The organism is Oceanisphaera pacifica, assembly GCF_017498065.1.
Lineage (GTDB): Bacteria > Pseudomonadota > Gammaproteobacteria > Enterobacterales > Aeromonadaceae > Oceanimonas > Oceanimonas pacifica.
This window is the reverse complement of sequence record NZ_JAGDFX010000001.1, coordinates 216,409-235,837: the sequence shown is the minus strand read 5'-3', so window position 1 is coordinate 235,837 and position 19,429 is coordinate 216,409. Positions and strand designations below refer to the sequence as shown.

The 19,429-nt window shown below is 48.7% G+C and carries 15 protein-coding genes, 1 tRNA gene and 1 pseudogene; 3 read left to right on the top strand and 14 right to left on the bottom strand.

The annotated features are described in order from the left end of the window. Positions 1-200: 200 nt before the first annotated feature. From rpoD to rpsU, 4 genes and pseudogenes are all read right to left on the bottom strand, one after another. Positions 201-2,048, bottom strand: a pseudogene (gene rpoD / locus J3U76_RS01080) (RNA polymerase sigma factor RpoD); the annotation flags it as partial. A 224-nt stretch (positions 2,049-2,272) separates the two neighbouring features. Then, complete coding sequence (gene dnaG, locus J3U76_RS01075; protein WP_208003815.1) at positions 2,273-4,048, bottom strand: DNA primase; 1,776 nt, start codon at positions 4,046-4,048, stop codon at positions 2,273-2,275. 79 nt (positions 4,049-4,127) lie between these two features. Continuing rightward, positions 4,128-4,571, bottom strand: a complete 444-nt coding sequence (locus J3U76_RS01070) for a GatB/YqeY domain-containing protein (protein ID WP_208003814.1) — start codon at positions 4,569-4,571, stop codon at positions 4,128-4,130. Positions 4,572-4,586: 15 nt separating this feature from the next. After that, positions 4,587-4,802, bottom strand: coding sequence for a 30S ribosomal protein S21 (rpsU, locus tag J3U76_RS01065; protein ID WP_208003813.1), 216 nt, complete (start codon positions 4,800-4,802; stop codon positions 4,587-4,589). A gap of 174 nt (positions 4,803-4,976) precedes the next feature. On the opposite strand from rpsU, the gene tsaD reads away from it, so the two are divergent. Beyond that, positions 4,977-6,002 (top strand): tRNA (adenosine(37)-N6)-threonylcarbamoyltransferase complex transferase subunit TsaD, encoded by a 1,026-nt coding sequence (tsaD, locus tag J3U76_RS01060; protein ID WP_208003892.1) that lies wholly within the window; start codon positions 4,977-4,979, stop codon positions 6,000-6,002. Between the two features lie 75 nt (positions 6,003-6,077). On the opposite strand, the gene plsY is transcribed toward tsaD, so the two are convergent. Next, on the bottom strand, positions 6,078-6,701 hold the full coding sequence (gene plsY / locus J3U76_RS01055; protein WP_208003812.1) for a glycerol-3-phosphate 1-O-acyltransferase PlsY: 624 nt from the start codon (positions 6,699-6,701) through the stop codon (positions 6,078-6,080). 148 nt (positions 6,702-6,849) lie between these two features. Here plsY and folB point away from each other — a divergent pair, with 148 nt between their 5' ends. Together folB and J3U76_RS01045 are read left to right on the top strand one after the other, a co-directional pair. Then, positions 6,850-7,200 (top strand): dihydroneopterin aldolase, encoded by a 351-nt coding sequence (gene folB / locus J3U76_RS01050; RefSeq protein ID WP_208003811.1) that lies wholly within the window; start codon positions 6,850-6,852, stop codon positions 7,198-7,200. 94 nt (positions 7,201-7,294) lie between these two features. Further along, the gene (locus J3U76_RS01045; RefSeq protein ID WP_208003810.1) at positions 7,295-8,098 is read left to right on the top strand and encodes an undecaprenyl-diphosphate phosphatase; all 804 of its coding nucleotides are present in this window, start codon (positions 7,295-7,297) and stop codon (positions 8,096-8,098) included. Between the two features lie 58 nt (positions 8,099-8,156). Here J3U76_RS01045 and J3U76_RS01040 read toward each other — a convergent pair whose 3' ends face one another. The 9 genes from J3U76_RS01040 to fdnG form a co-directional block, all read right to left on the bottom strand. Next, on the bottom strand, positions 8,157-9,320 hold the full coding sequence (locus J3U76_RS01040; protein ID WP_208003809.1) for a multifunctional CCA addition/repair protein: 1,164 nt from the start codon (positions 9,318-9,320) through the stop codon (positions 8,157-8,159). 95 nt (positions 9,321-9,415) lie between these two features. Beyond that, positions 9,416-10,198, bottom strand: coding sequence for a formate dehydrogenase accessory sulfurtransferase FdhD (locus J3U76_RS01035; protein ID WP_208003808.1), 783 nt, complete (start codon positions 10,196-10,198; stop codon positions 9,416-9,418). 61 nt (positions 10,199-10,259) lie between these two features. Then, positions 10,260-10,355 (bottom strand) — tRNA-Sec (locus tag J3U76_RS01030). A gap of 57 nt (positions 10,356-10,412) precedes the next feature. After that, positions 10,413-12,326 carry a selenocysteine-specific translation elongation factor gene (gene selB, locus J3U76_RS01025; protein ID WP_208003807.1) on the bottom strand — a complete coding sequence of 638 codons (1,914 nt, stop codon included), beginning with the start codon at positions 12,324-12,326 and terminating at the stop codon, positions 10,413-10,415. Continuing rightward, positions 12,323-13,765: an L-seryl-tRNA(Sec) selenium transferase gene (selA, locus tag J3U76_RS01020; RefSeq protein WP_208003806.1), complete on the bottom strand. Its 1,443-nt coding sequence runs from the start codon at positions 13,763-13,765 to the stop codon at positions 12,323-12,325. Before selA ends, selB begins: the two co-directional genes overlap by 4 nt. Before the next feature lie 2 nt (positions 13,766-13,767). After that, on the bottom strand, positions 13,768-14,697 hold the full coding sequence (fdhE, locus tag J3U76_RS01015; protein WP_208003805.1) for a formate dehydrogenase accessory protein FdhE: 930 nt from the start codon (positions 14,695-14,697) through the stop codon (positions 13,768-13,770). A 101-nt stretch (positions 14,698-14,798) separates the two neighbouring features. After that, the gene (locus J3U76_RS01010) at positions 14,799-15,431 is read right to left on the bottom strand and encodes a formate dehydrogenase subunit gamma (RefSeq protein ID WP_208003804.1); all 633 of its coding nucleotides are present in this window, start codon (positions 15,429-15,431) and stop codon (positions 14,799-14,801) included. Beyond that, positions 15,424-16,350 (bottom strand): formate dehydrogenase subunit beta, encoded by a 927-nt coding sequence (fdxH, locus tag J3U76_RS01005; RefSeq protein ID WP_208003803.1) that lies wholly within the window; start codon positions 16,348-16,350, stop codon positions 15,424-15,426. Before fdxH ends, J3U76_RS01010 begins: the two co-directional genes overlap by 8 nt. Positions 16,351-16,360: 10 nt before the next feature. Beyond that, positions 16,361-19,345: a formate dehydrogenase-N subunit alpha gene (gene fdnG, locus J3U76_RS01000; protein WP_481130274.1), complete on the bottom strand. Its 2,985-nt coding sequence runs from the start codon at positions 19,343-19,345 to the stop codon at positions 16,361-16,363. Between the last annotated feature and the right edge of the window lie 84 nt (positions 19,346-19,429).

Genomic DNA, 19,429 nt, shown 5'->3' with positions numbered 1-19,429 from the left:
ATGGCTTGTTCACTAAACACTAATCCCTCACCACTGCCCTTAAGCCTTTACCATTAAATCCTTTTCAGATTTTATCTCTAATTTTCCGTTGGTTCTGCGTTCTTCCGTTGCAAATAGGTCTTAGGTTTAGTCTAAGAATAGGCAAAGAAAAAGGGCGCGTGCGCCCTTTTGTCATTTATTGTGCAAGACGGTGTATTAGCTTACTCGTCTAAGAAGCTACGTAGCACTTCTGAACGGCTAGGGTGGCGTAGCTTGCGCAGTGCCTTAGCTTCAATTTGACGAATACGCTCACGGGTAACGTCAAACTGTTTGCCTACTTCTTCTAGCGTGTGATCAGTGTTCATATCGATACCAAAGCGCATGCGCAGTACTTTTGCTTCTCGTGCGGTGAGGCCCGAGAGTACGTCTTTGGTAGCGTTGCACAAGCTTTCGTTGGTGGCTTGGTCTGCCGGTAACGATAAGGTTGTATCTTCAATAAAGTCGCCCAAGTGGGAGTCTTCATCATCACCAATGGGCGTTTCCATGGAAATTGGCTCTTTGGCAATTTTAAGCACTTTGCGGATCTTGTCTTCTGGCATGATCATGCGGTGTGCTAATTCTTCTGGTGTTGGCTCACGACCCATTTCTTGCAGCATTTGTCGCGATACACGGTTGAGTTTGTTGATAGTCTCAATCATGTGCACCGGAATACGAATGGTGCGCGCTTGGTCAGCAATAGAGCGGGTGATCGCTTGACGGATCCACCAAGTAGCATAAGTTGAAAACTTATAACCACGACGGTATTCAAACTTGTCTACCGCTTTCATCAAGCCGATGTTGCCTTCCTGAATTAAGTCGAGGAACTGCAAACCACGGTTGGTGTATTTTTTGGCAATGGAAATAACCAGACGCAAGTTAGCTTCAACCATTTCTTTTTTGGCACGGCGCGCTTTGGCTTCGCCTATGCTCATACGGCGGTTGATATCTTTTATTTGCAGTATGGTTAAATCAGTTTCTTCTTCTACTTGCCTAATTTTGCTAATAGAACGTAATACGTCTTCAGCTACTTCTTCTAAGCGTGGTGACCAGCTTTTGCCAGCTGCCAGCTGTTTGTTAAACCACTCTGGGTTACTTTCATCTTGGGCAAAGTTCTGCACGAAGGTTTTCTTCGGCATTTTACACTGATCTACACATAACTTGAGAATGAGGCGTTCTTGTACGCGAACGCGCGTCATGGTGTCACGCATGGCGTTAACTAAACGATCAAACTGTTTAGGTATTAAGCGAAACTCACGGAAGATATAAGCAAGCTCGTCGATTTCTTTAATGGCTTCAGCAGAGGCGCGACCTTTGCTTTCAATAACACTGCGCATAATTTCGTACTGTTCACGCAGCGCACCAAATTTTTCACGAGCGAGTTCAGGATCGGGGCCGGTATCAACCTCTTCTTCGTCCTCCTCGTCTTCGTCTTTTTCATCGTCGTCTTCATCTTCCAGTTCTTTTTCGCTGAGCTCAGAGCCAATATGCGTGGCTGTGGGAGCTGCAGTCTCGGTAGAGTCTGGGTCAAGAAATCCGGTGATAATATCGCTGAGCTTGATGTCGCCTGCTTCAAAGCGATCAAACTGATCAAGCAAAGTGGTTATGGTCTGAGGATACTCAGAAACCGAGCTTTGTACTTGATTAATACCTTCTTCAATCCGCTTGGCGATCACAATTTCGCCTTCGCGGGTCAGCAGTTCTACTGTACCCATTTCACGCATATACATGCGTACAGGATCAGTGGTGCGGCCAATTTCAGATTCAACAGAAGCCAGTGCTTGAGCGGCGGCTTCTGCGGCATCTTCATCGGCCGATGTTTCAGTCATCATCAGATCATCGGCATCGGGGGCAGTTTCTACTACCTGAATGCCCATGTCGTTGATCATTTGAATGATATCTTCAATTTGATCTGAGTCGACAATGTCTTGTGGAAGGTGGTCGTTAACCTCGGCGTAAGTCAGGTACCCCTGTTCTTTACCTTTGGCAACGAGAAGTTTAAGCTGTGACTGTGGGGTTTGCTCCATAGAACTCGTCCGGTTAGATGTTGCAAGAGGGTGTAGGCAATTAGGTACACACTAGTGTGATACATAATCAGCCGGTGATAACAAAACTTAACCAACGCCGCTGTGTTGTTGGTGTATGCCTGCTAACACGCCAGACTTAGTCATGGGGGTGTTGCAGCTTCTAGGATTTTATAATGCCCGCTTATCGGGTTTAGTTACTATATGAGGGCATAACCCTCAATTTTCAATGTTCAGTTATTATTTGCTTTACTTTCGCTGAGTAATAGCATTAATTCTTGTGTTTCTATCGGCGTTAGACCGCCTTGTTTGCTCTTTTGTTGCAGCATGTCGATATGACTTTCAAGATAATCGTTAATTAGGACGACGAAAGTATCTTGTAGCTCTTGCTCTATATTCTCGCCTGCAAACAGCTCTTCTGCCATTGCAAGTCTTGCCAATGCTTTTGCAAAGCTGTGTCCACGCCAATGTTCAAGCAGCTGAGCTGTGGTAATACTGGGCTGAGCTCGTATTTGAGCGAGTAGGTCTCGCAGTAAATCCATACCGGGCATAGTCAGCTCGGTGAATTCTGGCATATCAGGCAAGTTAGACGCCGCAGCCGGATATTGTAGCACAAGTGCAATAGCTCGGCGAATAGGTGTGAGCTTTATCTTTGAATTTATTGGCCTAGAGTCGGTTGTTGTTGACCCACTTGGCTGCAATCGGCTAAATAAGTCGCGCACTCGTCGCTCATTTTCCCCCCAGTTTAGCTGTCGAGAGAGTTGAGTAATTAGCCCTTCGCGGGTGAATCCTTCTGGTACTCGCATAATGGCTTCTGCCGCTTTATTGGCTAATTCATGCTGGCCAGCGTCACCTGTCATGGCATTTTGGCCCAGGCGTTCAAATAAGAAGTCACCAAAATCTTGCGCTTGCTCCAGCTCTTGGGTAAAGGCGTCTTTACCCAGTTTACGCACTCGAGTGTCTGGGTCATCACCATCGGGTAAAAAAACAAATTTTAAGCTACGACCATCTTGTAGTAATGGTAGCGCATTTTCGAGTGCGCGCCATGCGGCTTCTCGTCCAGCGCGATCGCCGTCGTAGCAACAAATAACTTCACGAGTGGTACGAAATAGCAACTGTAGATGCTCGGGTGTGGTGGCGGTGCCTAGGCTTGCTACGGCATAGTCGATGCCAAATTGCGCAAGCGCGACCACATCCATATAGCCTTCTACAATTAAGATGCGCTCAGGATTACGGTGAGCTTGGCGAACTTCATATAAGCCATATAGCTCTCGGCCCTTATGGAACACCGGCGTTTCTGGCGAGTTTAAATATTTAGGGGTGCCATCACCTAACACACGGCCACCAAAGCCAATTACACGGCCACGGCGATCGTGAATAGGAAACATAATACGATCGCGAAAGCGGTCGTATACTCGGCCACTATCACTTTTAATCAGCATGCCGCCTTCAGTAAGCTGATGTTCGGCTTCATTATTAGGGGCAAATTGACGCTTTACGCTATCCCATTGCTCGGGTACATAGCCGATGTTAAAGCGTTTGACCACTTCACCGCTTAGGCCGCGTTTTTTGAGATACTGAATGGCGTCTTGTGATTGGCGCAGCTGAGTTTGATAAAAGCGACTAATGTCGTTCAGCTGGGCATATAAGTCTTGGCGTACCGCTTTAGCGGCCGCTTGTTGTTGTGGGCTAAGTGAGGACTTGCTGTTCTCGCGTGGCACGGTTAGCCCGTGCATACTGGCGAGCTCGTCTATGGCATCTAAAAACTCTAAGCCATCGTATTCCATTAAAAAGCCCAGCACTGTGCCGTGGGCACCACAACCAAAACAGTGATAAAACTGTTTTTCGTGACTGACGGTAAAAGAGGGGGACTTTTCGTTATGAAATGGGCAGCAGGCTTGATAATTTTTACCCGTTTTTTTGAGCTTTACCCGCTGATCGATAAGATCGACGATATCGGTTCTAGCCAAAAGGTCGTCAATAAATGATTGGGGGATTCTGCCTGACATGATTCACCGGGATAGCGAAGAAAAAACAAAGCCGTGCCCCAAAAGAGGCACGGCTCGTTAGTAGGGTATCGCTTTGCTTTTAAGCCAGTTTGGCTTTAATGCTCGCGCTTACCTTACCCATATCTGCACGCCCCTGGATTTGCGGTTTTAATACCGCCATTACTTTACCCATATCTTGCATGCCATTTGCGCCGGTATCGGCAATGGCAGCAGTGAGTAAAGTTTCCAGTTCGTCTGCGCTAAGAGGTTGCGGCAAAAACTCTTGCAGCACCACGATTTCTTGACGCTCACCATCAGCAAGTTCTTTACGACCAGCTTCATCATAAATAGAAGCGGCGTCTTTGCGCTGTTTTACCATTTTGGTAACTATGGTGACGATAGCTTCATCGGTCAAGCTTTCGTGGCTATCTATCTCTTTTTGTTTGATCTCTGCCAGCAGCATACGCAAGGTGCCGAGGCGCGCCTTGTCTTTGGCACGCATGGCAATTTTTTGCTGTTCAGAGAGTTGCTCTTTTAAGGACATGAGATCAATAACAACTTAGTACAGACGGATGCGACGTGCGTTTTCACGAGACAATTTCTTAGCGTGACGCTTAACGGCAGCTGCTTTTGCGCGCTTACGCTCTGTTGTTGGCTTTTCGTAATACTCGCGACGGCGCACTTCAGAAAGAATACCGGCTTTTTCACAAGAGCGTTTGAAGCGTCGTAGAGCTACATCAAACGGCTCGTTTTCACGTACTTTAATTACTGGCATGTGCCTCTCACCTCGGTTAACTGATTTTTTATAAATCAGTCTGACTAATAAAAATGGTGCGAAATTCTACTCTGAACCCTAACCTAAAGTAAAGTCCCACAGAGGTTCGCTGGTTAAAAAACCACTTAAAGGGTAACATAACTCCCACTTTTTCGACAGCTTTGAATGACTAACATGCGTGTATTAGGAATAGAAACCTCTTGTGATGAAACTGGCATCGCCATTTATGACGATAAGCTGGGCATTATGGCTCACCAATTATATAGCCAAGTGGCATTGCATGCGGACTATGGCGGCGTTGTGCCGGAGCTTGCGAGTCGTGACCATATTCGTAAAACCATTCCCTTAATTGAAGCAGCATTGGCCGATGCCGGTTGCAGCAAAGACGATATTGATGGCGTGGCCTTTACCGCAGGACCGGGCTTAATGGGGGCGTTAATGGTGGGGGCCACCATTGGTCGCAGCCTGGCTTTTGCTTGGGATAAACCGGCAGTGGCTGTGCATCATATGGAAGGGCATTTACTGGCGCCTATGTTAGAAGACGATGCCCCTGCATTTCCGTTTGTCGCCTTATTGGTGTCCGGAGGCCATACATTACTGGTGCGTGTTGATGGTATTGGGCGCTATCAAATATTGGGTGAGTCAGTTGATGATGCCGCGGGTGAGGCTTTTGATAAAACAGCCAAGTTAATGGATTTAGATTACCCAGGCGGCCCTCGCTTAGCCAAGCTAGCTGAATCGGGTACGCCGGAGCGTTTTATATTCCCTCGCCCTATGACTGCTAAACCGGGTTTAGATTTTAGTTTTTCTGGCTTAAAAACCGCCACCGCTACTGCCATGGCTGAGGAAGTGGCCGCGGGGCGAGATAATCAACAAACTCGGGCCGATATTGCTCATGCGTTTCAGCAAGCAGTGGTCGATACTTTAGCCATTAAATGTAAGCGAGCGTTAACGCAAACTGGCTTAAACCGATTAGTAGTAGCAGGTGGCGTAAGCGCTAATGTATCGTTACGCGCCCAGCTGAGTGAGTTAATGACGAGCCTGAATGGGGAAGCCTTTTATCCGCGCAATGAATATTGTACCGATAATGGTGCCATGATCGCCTTTGCTGGATTACAGCGTTTAAAAGCCGGCGATACAGAGCCACTAGCCGTGCGTGCGCGCCCTCGCTGGCCGCTAGACGAGCTAACGGCTGTTTAAGAACAGCGCCGAGCACCAAGCGCCTAGCTAAACAAAAACTGTTTTGGTTGTTATTTTTAGCTGGGCGCTTGGTGCTTAGCGCTTGGCGCTGTTCTCTTTATCTTCTTTCTTAAACCGCTCGATAATGGGTTTTTCTTGGCGGTGATACAGGCGACTGATATTGCCGTGATGGCGCAAGATAATCAGACAAGAGAGCAAAGAGACGGAAAGCGTGTATTCAGGTTTAATAAAGTACACGTAAAGTGGGGCGACTAAAGCGGTCAGTAAAGACGCCAAAGAGGAATAGCCAAAGAGTCCTAAACACACTAACCAGGTCAGCATCATCAGGCCTGTCATATCCATGCCTAAGGGTAATAGTGTCCCCAGAGCGGTCGCGACCGCTTTGCCACCTCGAAAGTGAAAAAACAGCGGAAACATATGGCCTAAACAGGCTGCCATGCCAATAAAAGCCAAGTACAGCGGGCTGATATCTAAAAACCACGCCAAGTACACGGGCAGTGTGCCTTTCATAATGTCGAGTAATAATACCCATACCGCAGCGCTTCTATTACCAGTGCGTAGCACATTGGTGGCTCCCGGATTGCCGGAACCATGTAGGCGAGGGTCGGGTAAACGGTAGAGACGAGAGATCAGCACGGCGCTGGAGACAGAACCCCCTAAGTAGGCAAGTACAATCATCAAGAAAATGAGCGCCGTCATTGCGGTTTATACCTCGGGGTCAATCCGTTACTATTGCGAACCTAAACCGAGCGATTGGCAGGCTAACTAGGGTTGTAAACAAGGACTTTTGCTAGCCGACGCAACTCGATTGCGAACCTAATTACCAGCTTAACAGAAGATAGAGACGATGGATAAAGTGTTTGTGCAAGGCCTAGAAGTGCTCACCACCATAGGCGTTTATGAGTGGGAAAAAGGTATTCAGCAAAAGCTGCGTTTTGATTTAGAAATGGGGTACAACAATGCCCCAGCGGCCAGCGATGATGATATAAATAAAGCACTAGACTATGCGACTTTGTCGCAGTTAGTGACAGAGTATGCTGAGCAACACCAGTTTGAATTGGTGGAAACCATGGCGGAGCGAGTCGCTGAGTTGATTCTTCACCGCTTTGCAGTGCAATCCGTTAAAGTGCGCCTTACTAAGCTCACTGCGGTGGCGAATGCGGCTGGTGTAGGCGTTGAAATTGAGCGCTTTGCTTAACTGTGCGCTAAATGCCATAAGGGAACCTAGTCGTCATTAGGCTGTCATCTTATGTGATTAACGTATTGAGGTTACACACTTAAAGGACCACGTAATGGAAGTGCACGCCATATTATTGGCTCTTATTCAGGGCTTTACTGAGTTTTTACCTATTTCTAGCTCGGCGCACCTTATTTTACCCTCAGTACTATTGGGTTGGGAAGATCAAGGTATGGCGTTTGATGTTGCCGTACACTTGGGTAGTTTATTGGCGGTGGTGTATTACTTTCGCAAAGAAGTGGCAAGCCTAGCAGTGGCTTGGTTAAGTTCGATAAGCGGCAAGGCGCAAAATGCAGAGTCTAAGCTGGCTTGGTGTATTATTTTGGCCACCATTCCCGCCTGCATTGTGGGTGTGCTATTTGGTAGCTTTATTGCTGATTTTTTACGCTCGGGTTGGGTAATTGCTGTTGCTACTATCGTATTTGGGCTCTTGCTATGGCGGGCAGATAAGGTCGCTCAACATTATAAAGGGGAATATCAAACCGGTTGGCGTGGTGCCTTGTGGCTAGGCTGTGCTCAAGCACTGGCGTTGATACCCGGTACTTCCCGAAGCGGTATTACGTTAACAGCAGGGTTAATGATTGGTATGACGCGAGATGCAGCGGCCCGTTTTTCTTTTTTGATGTCAATTCCCATTATCTTTTTAGCGGGCAGTCATCAAGCGACAGGCTTACTGACTGCCGGTGCGACTATTCCTTGGGGCGCGATTGGCTTAGGCGTGATTGTCTCATTTGTCAGTGCACTGGCGTGTATTCATCTGTTTTTAACGCTGATTAATCGTATCGGTATTATGCCATTTGTTTGGTATCGCTTAGGGCTAGGCGCAGTGCTATTTGTTGTGCTGTCAGGTCAGATGTAAGCATAATAGCGCCAAGACTATTTGAATGTTGAGCTTTCGGTTTCTAGCTCTCCCTTCCTTACTCTTTTAAGATCTGCTTAAGACGTTCTAGTCTCGCTTGAAAGATGGCCTCGCCAATGGCGGGGCCTTTCAATCCTTGGGCAACAAATGGCTGTGCGGTAATGGTTTTTAGTTCATTAAACCACTGCCATAACCGAGTGCCTTGTGGGTAATGGGCAAGCCCTGCGTCGGCGTGGGCGCACAGCAATAATTGCGCGAAACGTTCGGGTCTGCGCCAGGCATCGGTTGCTTGATATAACGCTAACACTTCCTCGGCCTGCGCTAAGCCAGGCTGGCCAAGCTGATGAATATGAGCGTGCCAACGACTGGCCAGCAGCGCTAATTCTTTATGCTCGCTAGGTACTTTAATGCGCTGGCATAAGGCGCTAATCGTGTCTGTATCGAGCGTTTGACATAGCACGGCAAAGCGACAAGCCACTCTCGTCGTTAACGTTTTTTCCAAGGTATTTGCCAACTGAGCGCTGTATTTGAGCGCTTGTAATGCACTTATCTGTTGTTCAGAGCTTGTGTCAGTAGTGTCCCATAACGGCGCTAGCTCAGGGAACAATGCCGCCAGCGCATGGCAGTGATATAACACCTCAAAAAATACCTGCGGCTGATCACAGGCCAAGGCTTTTTCTGTCTCTTTCCACACGCGCTCAGGCGTGAGGCTCATTAGCTCGCCACTGTCTGCCATTTGCTGCATTAGGGCGTGAGTTTCTGGAGCCACACTAAAACCTAATTGATGAAAGCGAGCAGCAAAACGCGCCACCCGTAACACTCGTAAGGGATCTTCAATAAAGGCATCAGACACATGGCGTAAGGTGCGCTGGGCAATGTCTGCTTGGCCACCATAGGGGTCAATCAGGGTTCCGTCTTGCTGTTGGGCAATGGCATTAATGGTGAGATCGCGCCGACTTAAGTCATCTTCTAACGTAACATTGGGGCCAAATTCGCAGATAAAGCCGGTATAGCCAGTGCCGGCTTTGCGCTCGGTGCGAGCTAGGGCATATTCATTTTTGCTGTCGGGGTGTAAAAATACCGGAAAGTCTTTGCCTACTTGTTGATAGCCTAGTTGCAGTAGTTGTTCGGGCAGTGCGCCCACCACCACATAGTCTTTATCGTAAACAGGTAAACCTAATAAGGCATCTCGTACCGCGCCGCCCACTAAATAGATGTGCAAGGGATATTCCTTAATGTATGCCAGCCAAGACTGTATGTTACTTATTTTTAAATAAAGTATCGATTTTCTTGCGGTGGTGACTCAGTCGAGCGCAGTTAGCAGGATCTTGCATACACTCTGGGTGGCTGCTGATAGGGCAAATGTATCAAGTTAAGTTGATAATGCCGCGCTTGGGTAACGGCAAGGGTGGTAGGGGGGCTAAGCGTGACCAGTGTGGGTTGCTGGGTACGCACCATTTTTAGAATTAACTCTATGCTACAGCGGCTAGTGACTAAGATAATTCCCTTGCCATGATCTTGCTGGCGATGATGCCAACCCAACAGCTTATCGAGGGCATTATGGCGGCCTACATCCTCGCCTGCAAACAGTATATTCCCTGTTCTATCGGCAAAAAAAGCGGCATGCAGGGCGCCACTGCTTTGATTGAGCTTTTGCCATTCAGGAAGCTGCTCACGTAACCCCATTAGCGCTGGTGTGCTGGGCAATGGGTGGGCGTCTAAAGGAGGAAGATCAGGTAGCGCGGCATGTAACGACTCTATACCACATAAGCCACATCCAGTACGGCCAGCTAAATTACGTCTTTGTTCTTGCCAGGGTTGATGGCAGCGATTAGCCAAGGTGACATGAGCGATAATGGCATCTTGTTGATGAAGAAACTCAAAATCGTGAATATCCCTATGGTGCTGAATGATGCCCTCAGTTAATAAAAAACCGATAATAAAAGCGTCTAGCTGATAAGGGCTCACCATCATAACGGCATGATTAATACCATTAAGGGTAATGGCAAGTGGCACTTCGCTTGCCAAGGTAAAAGGAGTCCCTGTCACTGTATTGACGACTTGGCTGGGGAGAATATGTTCAAAGAGAGCATCGTCCATCAATATCGTCCTAGGCGTGAAAAGTTAACCATGGTTTGAGGATAAGGCGAGAGTGATAGTATGGCGGAAAGTAGTAGGAGTCGAACTTACCTAGGAGTGTCTAACACCCCCAACTGGGTTTGAAGCCCAGCCGCACCACCGGATGCGATTACTTTCCAAAATAGGGTGATATTGGCGTTGGCCATCACTTTATATGCACAATGCCAAGATTACACTAGCTTGTAAATAGCATATTGTCGGTACGGATCACATGTCGGTCTTTTAAGCGTCGGCTATAGCCAATTCGTTGAAAAAACTCGAGTATTTGCAGTGTTCTTTTGCGTCCCAGCTGTAGCTTGTCGCGTAACTCTGCTGCTCTCACTCCTTGGTTTTTAGGATATTCGCGTAATAATATCGCCAGCTGCTCAATATGCCGGTGATGATAAAACAAGTCGGGGCGAACTTGATATAGCAGGCCCTGTTGCACTAGCTTACGGGCTAATTGACGTATGTCTTGTTCTGGCGTTTCAAGTTGGCTGGCCATATCTCGTACCCAAGGGGGATCATATTGGCCTAGTTGCGCTAAGTGAAGAATGCGCTCTGCAAGCACTTGCTCTGAGTGACTTAAGCTCACCGTATGCTCGGGTAGACGATACCAAGCCCCTTGCAATATTAACTGCCGCTCTTTAACTAATTGTGCTAATGCGCCTTGCCATAACGGCAGGGGCATAGCCGGATCTGTCATGCGGCGTAAGCGAGCCCCTTCTATGCCGGGTTCATCGGGATAGCGTTGGTGAGCCTGGGCGAGTGTGGTCATAATGTGGGTCAGCTTTGCTTGCCATAATGTTGCATCAATTAATATGGCTGTCTGCTTTGTTCCCGTAGGAGTCACCCATAAGGCGCTATTTGGTATGCTAAGTGATGCAATATCCCTGTTGCTTAGGCGCTGCATAAGGGGGCTATCAATGCCATAGGGGGCCTGGCTCAACAAGCTTGAAATATCTTGATCCACTAAAAAGCGGGCGATGGCGGCTAGCCAGTTTAAACGTGCCTGTGTGCGGCGCTTACGATCGGGGGCTTTGGCATCCAGCACGCAGCCGCCACCTAAGGTATGTTTGGCTTGGGTATCGCGAATAATAAAGCGGTCGCTTGGCATGGCACACACAGTTTCTTCAAATACCAGCTGAGCCAAGCCTTTTTCTCCTGCTTGTAACTTGTTGCCACTCAAGGGGACGACTCTGGCCATCACATGAGCAGCGCCAATATGAAGGTGCACCGGCGTCCAAGTGGCAATGGGCGTTGCTATATCGGGCAGTAAGCTTAACGCTACATCTATGCGCGTTGAAGGGGTAAAACAGCGCTCATCGGCTAACCAGTCGCCACGCTTGATGGCTTCTTTGGCAATATTGGCAATATTAAAAGCACAACGTTGGCCGGTAGTGGCACGGGTGCTCGGCTGATTTTGGGCATGAATACTGCGCACCCTAACCGGCGTATTAGCGGGCATTAAACGCAATTTAGACTGTGGGTTATTAAGCGCAAAGGCGCCGCCGTGTACGGTGCCAGTGACGACTGTGCCTTGGCCGTCTAGGGTAAAAGCGCGATCAATGGCTAAGCGAAAGAGTCCATCAGCGCGCACGCCGAGCTGTTGGCTGGCCTGCTGTTGTAAAAATGTACTCAGTTCAGTTATGCCCCAGCCCGATAAACTATCGACCACAAATTGCGGCGCCTCGGCTAAAAAACTATGGGCTAATACTTGAGTGAGCTGTTGCTGAGTGTGTGCCAGCTGCTCGGGTTGGGCTTTATCGTATTTGGTGATCACCACGCAGCCCTGTGTTAACCCCAGTAACGATAAAATGGCGATATGCTCAAGAGTTTGCGGCATCACGCCATCATCAGCCGCCACCACTAGCATGGCATACTCAATGCCAGTCGCCCCAGCAACCATGGTATGAATTAAGCTCTCGTGGCCCGGTACATCAACAAAACCTAAGGTGACATCCTGCGCTAGTTGCTGATAGGCATAGCCTAAGCTAATGGTAATGCCTCTTTGCTGCTCGTCCTTTAAACGATCGGTGTTGACGCCCGTGAGGGCGCGCACTAAGGCGGTTTTACCATGGTCGATATGACCTGCACTACCAATAATCATAGCTGAATGGTGCTCCATCTGGTGTTAAGCGTGTGGGCGTGTTGTTCAGATAAACAACGGCAATCTAAGTAGAGGGCATCTTTATGGATGCGGCCAATAATGGGCAAGGGCTGGGTGCGCAGCTTGCGCTCGAGTTGCATAATGTGGCGGCTTGCTTTGGCTTGGCCAAGATAGCGGATCACTAAGCCAAAGCTGGGGAGCGATTCTACCGGCATGGCGCCGCTGCCAATTTGGCTGTACATGGGCTCACAGCTGACCTCAAAATCCTGTCCTACAGCCTGTTGCAGGCTTGGCTGGAGCTGCTTTGCTTGTTGTGCTATGTCTGATTGCTCACGGGTCAGTAAGCTCAAGGTGGTTAAGCGCTCAGGTAAATATTCTGGGCTACGATACAGCGCCAGCACCGACTCTAAGGCGGCCATGGTGAGCTTCCCCACTCTTAGAGCACGTTTTAGCGGATGCTTTTTAATCTTATCTATCAAGATTTTACGACCCACAATAAAGCCCGCTTGTGGGCCACCCAGTAGTTTATCGCCACTAAAGGTGACCAAGTCGACGCCGCTTTGTAGAATTTCTTTAACGGTGGGCTCATGGGGCAGCCCCCATTGTGCAAGATCCACTAAGGTACCGCTGCCTAAATCCATGGTGACCGGAATATGATGCTGTTGCCCTAGCGTGACCAGCTGAGACAGAGCGGTTTCTTTGGTAAAGCCCACTACCGCATAATTGCTGCAGTGCACCTTCATTAACATCGCAGTTTGCTCGCCAATGGCTCGCTCATAGTCAGCATAATGAGTGCGGTTGGTGGTGCCTACCTCTTTGAGTGTGCTGCCGGCGCTGCTCATAATATCGGGAATACGAAATGAACCACCAATTTCAACCAGCTCGCCACGAGAGACAATCACGTCTTTTTGTGGTGCTAAGGCACTCAGCATAAGCAATACCGCTGCCGCATTATTATTCACCACAGTCGCGGCTTCGGCCTCGGTTAAGTCGCAAATAAGCGCTTCCACTAAGGTGTCTCTGTCTCCGCGCTTGCCCGTGTTTAAGTCAAACTCTAAGTTCGTGGGCTGAGTGAGCACCTGAGCCACGGCTTGCACGGCGCTGTCGGGTAATAAAGCGCGGCCTAAATTGGTGTGCAGTACTGTGCCGGTTAAATTAATGACAGTTTTAAGCTCAGAACGAGTTATTTGCTCAAGCTTGGCAAGCAGCTGTTCAATAATATGATCTGCTGTCACCTTGGCCAGTGGTAACTGCTGGCTTAGCGCTTGAGTGCGCAAGTGTGCTAACAGCTCACGTAATTGTTGCGTGACCAAGGTAAGCCCGTATTGCTGAATACAGGGTTTAAGTTCTGGCTGGTGCAACACTTTATCTAGTGCCGGCAAATCCGCCGGCTGAGCTAAGGTGTGTAAGGTTGTCGCTGTGGGTGAAGAGTGAGTCATGGTTATTCAGCCAGTTGCCATAAATAAGGGTTATTGTTGGCTCGATAAAACTCGGCTTCACCCATTAAAATATCTAACGGTAAGCTGGCTAAATCATCGGCGAAAGCATCTAAGTGCTGATCTTTATCTAGGTATAAAATTTTTCGATACTGCTGACAATGCTCACAAGACTCGGCTTTAACCGCTTGGCTGCCTGCTTCTAATGTGTGGTAGGCAATATTTTTAGTGTCTTCGCAGTGGGTACAAGTGACACGCACAATATGCCATTGGCTGGCACATAAGGAGCAGGTGGCGTAGCGAAGCTGCTCTTTAGGGCCGCCCAGTTGAACTGTGCTAGATACCGGCTGACTGCCACAACAAGGGCAAATTCCAAACGGCGTTTGAGCTGGAACTTGTTGGCTCTCAAGTTGCACCATTAAACAGCGCCAATACACCTGTAAGGCGGCCATAATAAAAGGCGCGCGGGCGGCATCTATCTTATCTAGCTCTTGAGTAAGCAAAGCATCGGCTTGTTGCTCAATACGCTTGGGCTGAGTGGCTATCTCATCATTGAGTTGTGCGAGATTATGAGCAACAGCCTCGGGGAGGGTGTTTTGCTGCAATAGCTGCTTAATAATAGCGCTAAACATGTCTCGCCAAACGGGATCGCGCTTTGTGCTGCTGGCGCTAAAGGGGGGCATACCGTGTGCTTGCGCTTGGGCCAATTGTTGCTCGTTAAGCTGAGGCACAGACCAGCTTTGTTCAAAGGTGTGTTGCTGGGCATCGCTGAGCAAGGCTATCAGTAATAAATAATCTTGGATGGGGTTTTCTGGCGCCAAGTCTCTGAGTCGCTGAGCACGGGTGCTAAAGATATTCGGCTCTGGGAGCATCAGTCGTACAACACGGGTGCGATCTAGGTTTTCTATTTCGCCGCGGGTTAAAATTCGTTGCATGGGCACTCCTTAATAAAGCAGGCTCGGGCTAGAGAGATAAAGGCCGCCAAATGAGGGTTTCATTTGGCGGCAGTAATGACGGGCTTTGCTAAACGACAAGGTTACTTGGAAGAGGAATCGCGCATTTTCTTACGATACCACTTACGGTGATGCTTCCATGCCCAGCCCGGTGTTACTGTGCCGCGGGTCATGGCGCGTACCGATCCTTTCACCCAAATGCCCGCATAAGCATGCACTATAATGGCGCAAATAATGCCAAAGGCAAACAGCGCGTGTAGCAGCGATGAAAAGCGAATTAATCCAACAGGAAAGTCGAAATAAGCTCGCCACATCACTACCCCCGATAACAGCAAGCCGATCATAAAGATAATCAGTGACCAAAATAATACTTTTTGGCCTCCGTTATAACGATCGGCTTCGGGCACGCCTTCCTCTTGATGAGAAATCACCTTAGGCACGGCTTTTAACCATGCTTTATCGTCCTCAGTGATGCGGTTATCTCGCCATAGCTGGACTGCAAAACTGAAGAAGCTGACAAACATTATTAGCCCAATAAAGGGATGTAAAATTCGCGTCCAAGTGCCGCCTCCTAAGAGGTGACTTAACCAAAACAGGGCAGGGTGAAATAACGCCAGCCCCGAAATGGCTAACAGCACAAAGCTAAGAGCAATTAGCCAATGGTTAAGCCGTTGATTAGCACTATAGCGAACAATTTCCTTATCTTGGTTAGCCATGATCTTTCTCCTCAGCCGCCTGCTCTGCTGCATGTTTGGCTGCCAATTCATCAGCCTTTGTTACCTCAGAAGGGCGATTGCGAATATAGTGTGCCGCCCCAAACAGGGCTGTTAGTACCATGGCGGCAACACCTATGGGTTTGGCTGGGCCTTTCCAGGCCGATACAATCGCGCTAATTTTGGGTGCTTTAGGTAAGCCACTGTATAACTGAGGCTTATCAGCGTGATGCAGTACATACATCACATGGGTGCCACCCACGCCATCGGGATCGTACAAGCCGGCGTTGTCATAGCCGCGGGATTTCAAGTCGGCAATACGTGTATCGGCGTGATGCTTCATATCATCCTTAGAGCCAAAGGTGATGGCGCCGGTTGGACAAATTTTCACACACGCGGGTTCTTGCCCCACAGAGACACGATCGACACACAAGTTACACTTGTAGGCTTTTTTATCGCTTTTAGAAATACGCGGTACATCAAACGGACAGCCGGTAACGCAATAGCCGCATCCCACACAGTGTTCTTGGTTAAAGTCCACTATGCCGTTGGCATGCTGCACTATGGCACCTGGCGATGGGCAAGCTTTTAAGCAGCCCGGATCCTCACAGTGCATGCAGCCGTCTTTGCGGATCAGCCACTCTAGGTCGCCGTCCTCTTTTTCGTATTCGGCAAAGCGCATTACCGTCCAGCTGTTTTCTGTCATATCCGCTGGGTTGTCATATACACCTACGTTGTGGCCAACCTCATCACGCAGGTCGTTCCACTCCATACACGCGACCTGACAAGCTTTACAACCGATACACTGTGATACATCAATCAGTTTAGCCACGCCCCCGCCTTGCACGGGGGACTGACGAACACTTGATGAAGGAGTGGTGGTCGCTGAGCGACGTATAATATCCATGGATTGTGAAGACATATTTTGCTCCTTACACCTTTTCGACGTTGACTAAAAAGGACTTAAACTCAGGGGTTTGTGAGTTTGCATCCCCAACCGACGGCGTCAGCGTATTGGCTAAAAAGCCGGGTTTAGTGACCCCCACAAAGCCCCAGTGAATGGGAATGCCGATGTGGTGTACCCGCTTACCATCAATGTCTAAGCCTCGAATACGCTTAGTGACCACAGCTTTTGCCTTAATGTAGCCGCGATGAGAAGACACTTTAACAGTGTCACCTTCACTAATACGTAATTCTTTGGCTAGCTCAGCACCAATTTCCACAAACTGTTCAGGTTGGATCACACTGTTTAACAGTACGTTCTTACTCCAATAGTGGAAATGCTCTGTTAAGCGATAAGTGGTGCCCACATAAGGGAAGTCACTCACAGTGCCCATGGTGGTTCTGTCTTGGCTAAACAAGCGCGCTGCTGGGTTATTGGTTGCCTTGCTATTGTTTTTAAACAAGGGGTTATAGCCCAGTGGTGTTTCAAAGGGTTCATAATGAGTTGGGAAGGGGCCTTCTGCCATTTGCCCTTTAGCAAAAAAGCGTGCCACGCCCTCAGGGTTCATTATAAAGGGGCCCATATCTGCAGCTGGGGGCTCAGAAGCCTTATAATCGGGCACATCTGCACCTGTCCATTGTTCACCGTCCCAATGAATTAAGGCACGTTTGGCATCAAAAGGCTGACCTTGGGTATCACAAGAGGCGCGGTTATACAGCACGCGGCGGTTAGCCGGCCATGCCCAAGCCCAGTTAAGCGTTTGGCCAACCCCCGTTGGGTCGCTGCTATCGCGGCGCGCCATCTTGTTGCCTTCTTCTGTCCAAGAGCCGGCATAAATCCAGCAACCCCCTAAGGTGGAGCCATCATCACGCATCTCGCCAAAGCCAGAAAGTTGTTCGCCGGCTTTACGAATCACCTGGCCGCTGCTATCGGTTACATCACGTAGCGCGCGGCCATTTAACTCTTTGGCCAGCTCTTCTGCCGTGGGCTCAAAAGGATTGGCATAAGGCCAAGACAATTGAGTAATGGGTTCAGCAAAGGTGCCGCCTTCTTCTTGGTATAAGGTGCGAATGTGCTGATAGAGCGTGGCCATAATTTCAATGTCGGTTTGGGCTTCACCCGGTGGGTTCGCCGCTTTCCAATGCCACTGTAGCCAGCGCCCCGAGTTCACCAAAGTACCTGCTTCTTCTGCAAAGCAAGAAGTAGGCAAGCGGAACACTTCGGTATCAATATCAGCAGGGTTCACATCATTTGACTCACCGGCATTGCGCCAAAACTCAGAGGTCTCGGTAACCAGTGGGTCCATCACCACCATAAACTTCAGCTTAGATAAAGAATCTATCATTTTCGCTTTGTTAGGCGCTGCCGCCAGAGGATTAAAGCCCTGACAAATATAGCCATTCATTTTGCCCAGATTCATCAACTCATAAACTTGCAACATATCGTAGGGTTTATCGAGTTTCGGTAATAAGTCATAAGCAAAATCATTGTCTGGCTGAGCGTGATCTCCCCACCAAGCTTTGGCTAAACTAATATGGAACTTTTTATAGTTTTGCCAGTAGCTGAGCTGGTTTTTACGTAGCGGCTGCTGGGCGCGCTTATCAATGTAGCCTGCAAAATCCTGTTCAGCTTCATTGGGCAGTGTTAAATAACCGGGTAACAGATTGGTCATTAACCCCAAGTCGGTCAAACCTTGAATATTAGAGTGGCCACGCAAGGCGTTCATGCCACCCCCTGCAATCCCAATATTACCGAGCAACAGCTGTAACATGGCACCGGTACGAATAATTTGCGAACCAATAGAGTGCTGCGTCCAACCTAATGCATATAAGATGGTACCGGCTCTGTCTGGGGTGTGAGTGGAAGCCAGCAGTTCACACACCTGATTGAATTTTGCAATCGGTGTACCACAGACATTTTCCACCATCTCAGGCGTATAGCGCTGATAGTGTTGTTTTAGCAGCTGATAAACACAACGGGGGTGCAACAAGCTAGAATCGCTTATCACCTCGCCTTGTTCATCTAGCTGATAGTCCCAAGAGGCTTTATCGTAGTGACTGTTTTCCTCATCGTAGCCAGAGAATATGCCCTCTTCAAAGTCAAAATCTTCATGGACTAAGAAAGACATATCGGTGTAATTTTTTACGTACTCGTGCTGGATCTGATTGGTATCCAGTAAATATTTAATGACCCCGCCTAAAAAGACGATGTCGGTGCCGGTACGTATTGGCGCATACAAGTCAGCAACGGATGCCGAACGGTTAAAGCGCGGATCCACCACTATTAATTTTGCATTGTTATGTGCTTTGGCTTCAGTTACCCATTTAAAACCACAAGGGTGTGCTTCTGCGGCGTTACCGCCCATAATTAGCACGACATCAGCATTTTTAATATCGACCCAATGATTTGTCATCGCGCCACGGCCAAATGTTGGGGCAAGACCTGCCACCGTAGGACCGTGTCAAACGCGAGCTTGGTTATCGAATGCTAACATTCCCATAGGACGAACCACTTTGTGAGTAATATAACCCACCTCGTTACTACTGGCAGAGGCTGCCAGCATGCCGGTGGTTACCCAGCGGTTAACGGTTTTACCTTCGTCAGTTTTATGAATAAAGTTGGCATCCCGATCGTCTTTCATTAAGCGAGCAATGCGACGATAGGCTTCATCCCATGACATACGCTGCCACTTATCTGAGCCTGGGGCACGATATTCAGGGTAGGTTAAGCGATTAGGGCTGTGCACAAAGTCGACTAAGCCTGCGCCTTTCGGGCACAAGGTGCCGCGGTTGACGGGGTGATCATGATCCCCTTCAATGTGCATCACACTGGGCTCAGCGTTTTTCGCTCCATCACCTAGGGTATAAATTAAAATCCCGCAGGCAACAGAGCAGTAAGGACAAGTACTGCGCGTCTCTTTGGCGTGCAGCAATTTATATTGCCGGGCGGCGGCCACAGCAGGAGTGGGTGTCATTCCTAACATCGCCATACTTGAGGTGGCGAGGGTGGCACCGGTTACCTTAAAAAAATCGCGTCTGCTTAAATTGCTCATGACGCT

Excerpts from the sequence above, each read along its gene's own strand:
- dnaG (WP_208003815.1), bottom strand. The coding sequence starts at position 4,048 with ATGTCAGGCAGAATCCCCCAATCATTTATTGACGACCTTTTGGCTAGA.
- J3U76_RS01070 (WP_208003814.1), bottom strand. The coding sequence starts at position 4,571 with ATGTCCTTAAAAGAGCAACTCTCTGAACAGCAAAAAATTGCCATGCGT.
- rpsU (WP_208003813.1), bottom strand. The coding sequence starts at position 4,802 with ATGCCAGTAATTAAAGTACGTGAAAACGAGCCGTTTGATGTAGCTCTA.
- tsaD (WP_208003892.1), top strand. The coding sequence starts at position 4,977 with ATGCGTGTATTAGGAATAGAAACCTCTTGTGATGAAACTGGCATCGCC.
- plsY (WP_208003812.1), bottom strand. The coding sequence starts at position 6,701 with ATGACGGCGCTCATTTTCTTGATGATTGTACTTGCCTACTTAGGGGGT.
- folB (WP_208003811.1), top strand. The coding sequence starts at position 6,850 with ATGGATAAAGTGTTTGTGCAAGGCCTAGAAGTGCTCACCACCATAGGC.
- J3U76_RS01045 (WP_208003810.1), top strand. The coding sequence starts at position 7,295 with ATGGAAGTGCACGCCATATTATTGGCTCTTATTCAGGGCTTTACTGAG.
- J3U76_RS01035 (WP_208003808.1), bottom strand. The coding sequence starts at position 10,198 with ATGGACGATGCTCTCTTTGAACATATTCTCCCCAGCCAAGTCGTCAAT.
- selB (WP_208003807.1), bottom strand. The coding sequence starts at position 12,326 with ATGATTATTGGTAGTGCAGGTCATATCGACCATGGTAAAACCGCCTTA.
- selA (WP_208003806.1), bottom strand. The coding sequence starts at position 13,765 with ATGACTCACTCTTCACCCACAGCGACAACCTTACACACCTTAGCTCAG.
- fdhE (WP_208003805.1), bottom strand. The coding sequence starts at position 14,697 with ATGCAACGAATTTTAACCCGCGGCGAAATAGAAAACCTAGATCGCACC.
- J3U76_RS01010 (WP_208003804.1), bottom strand. The coding sequence starts at position 15,431 with ATGGCTAACCAAGATAAGGAAATTGTTCGCTATAGTGCTAATCAACGG.
- fdxH (WP_208003803.1), bottom strand. The coding sequence starts at position 16,350 with ATGTCTTCACAATCCATGGATATTATACGTCGCTCAGCGACCACCACT.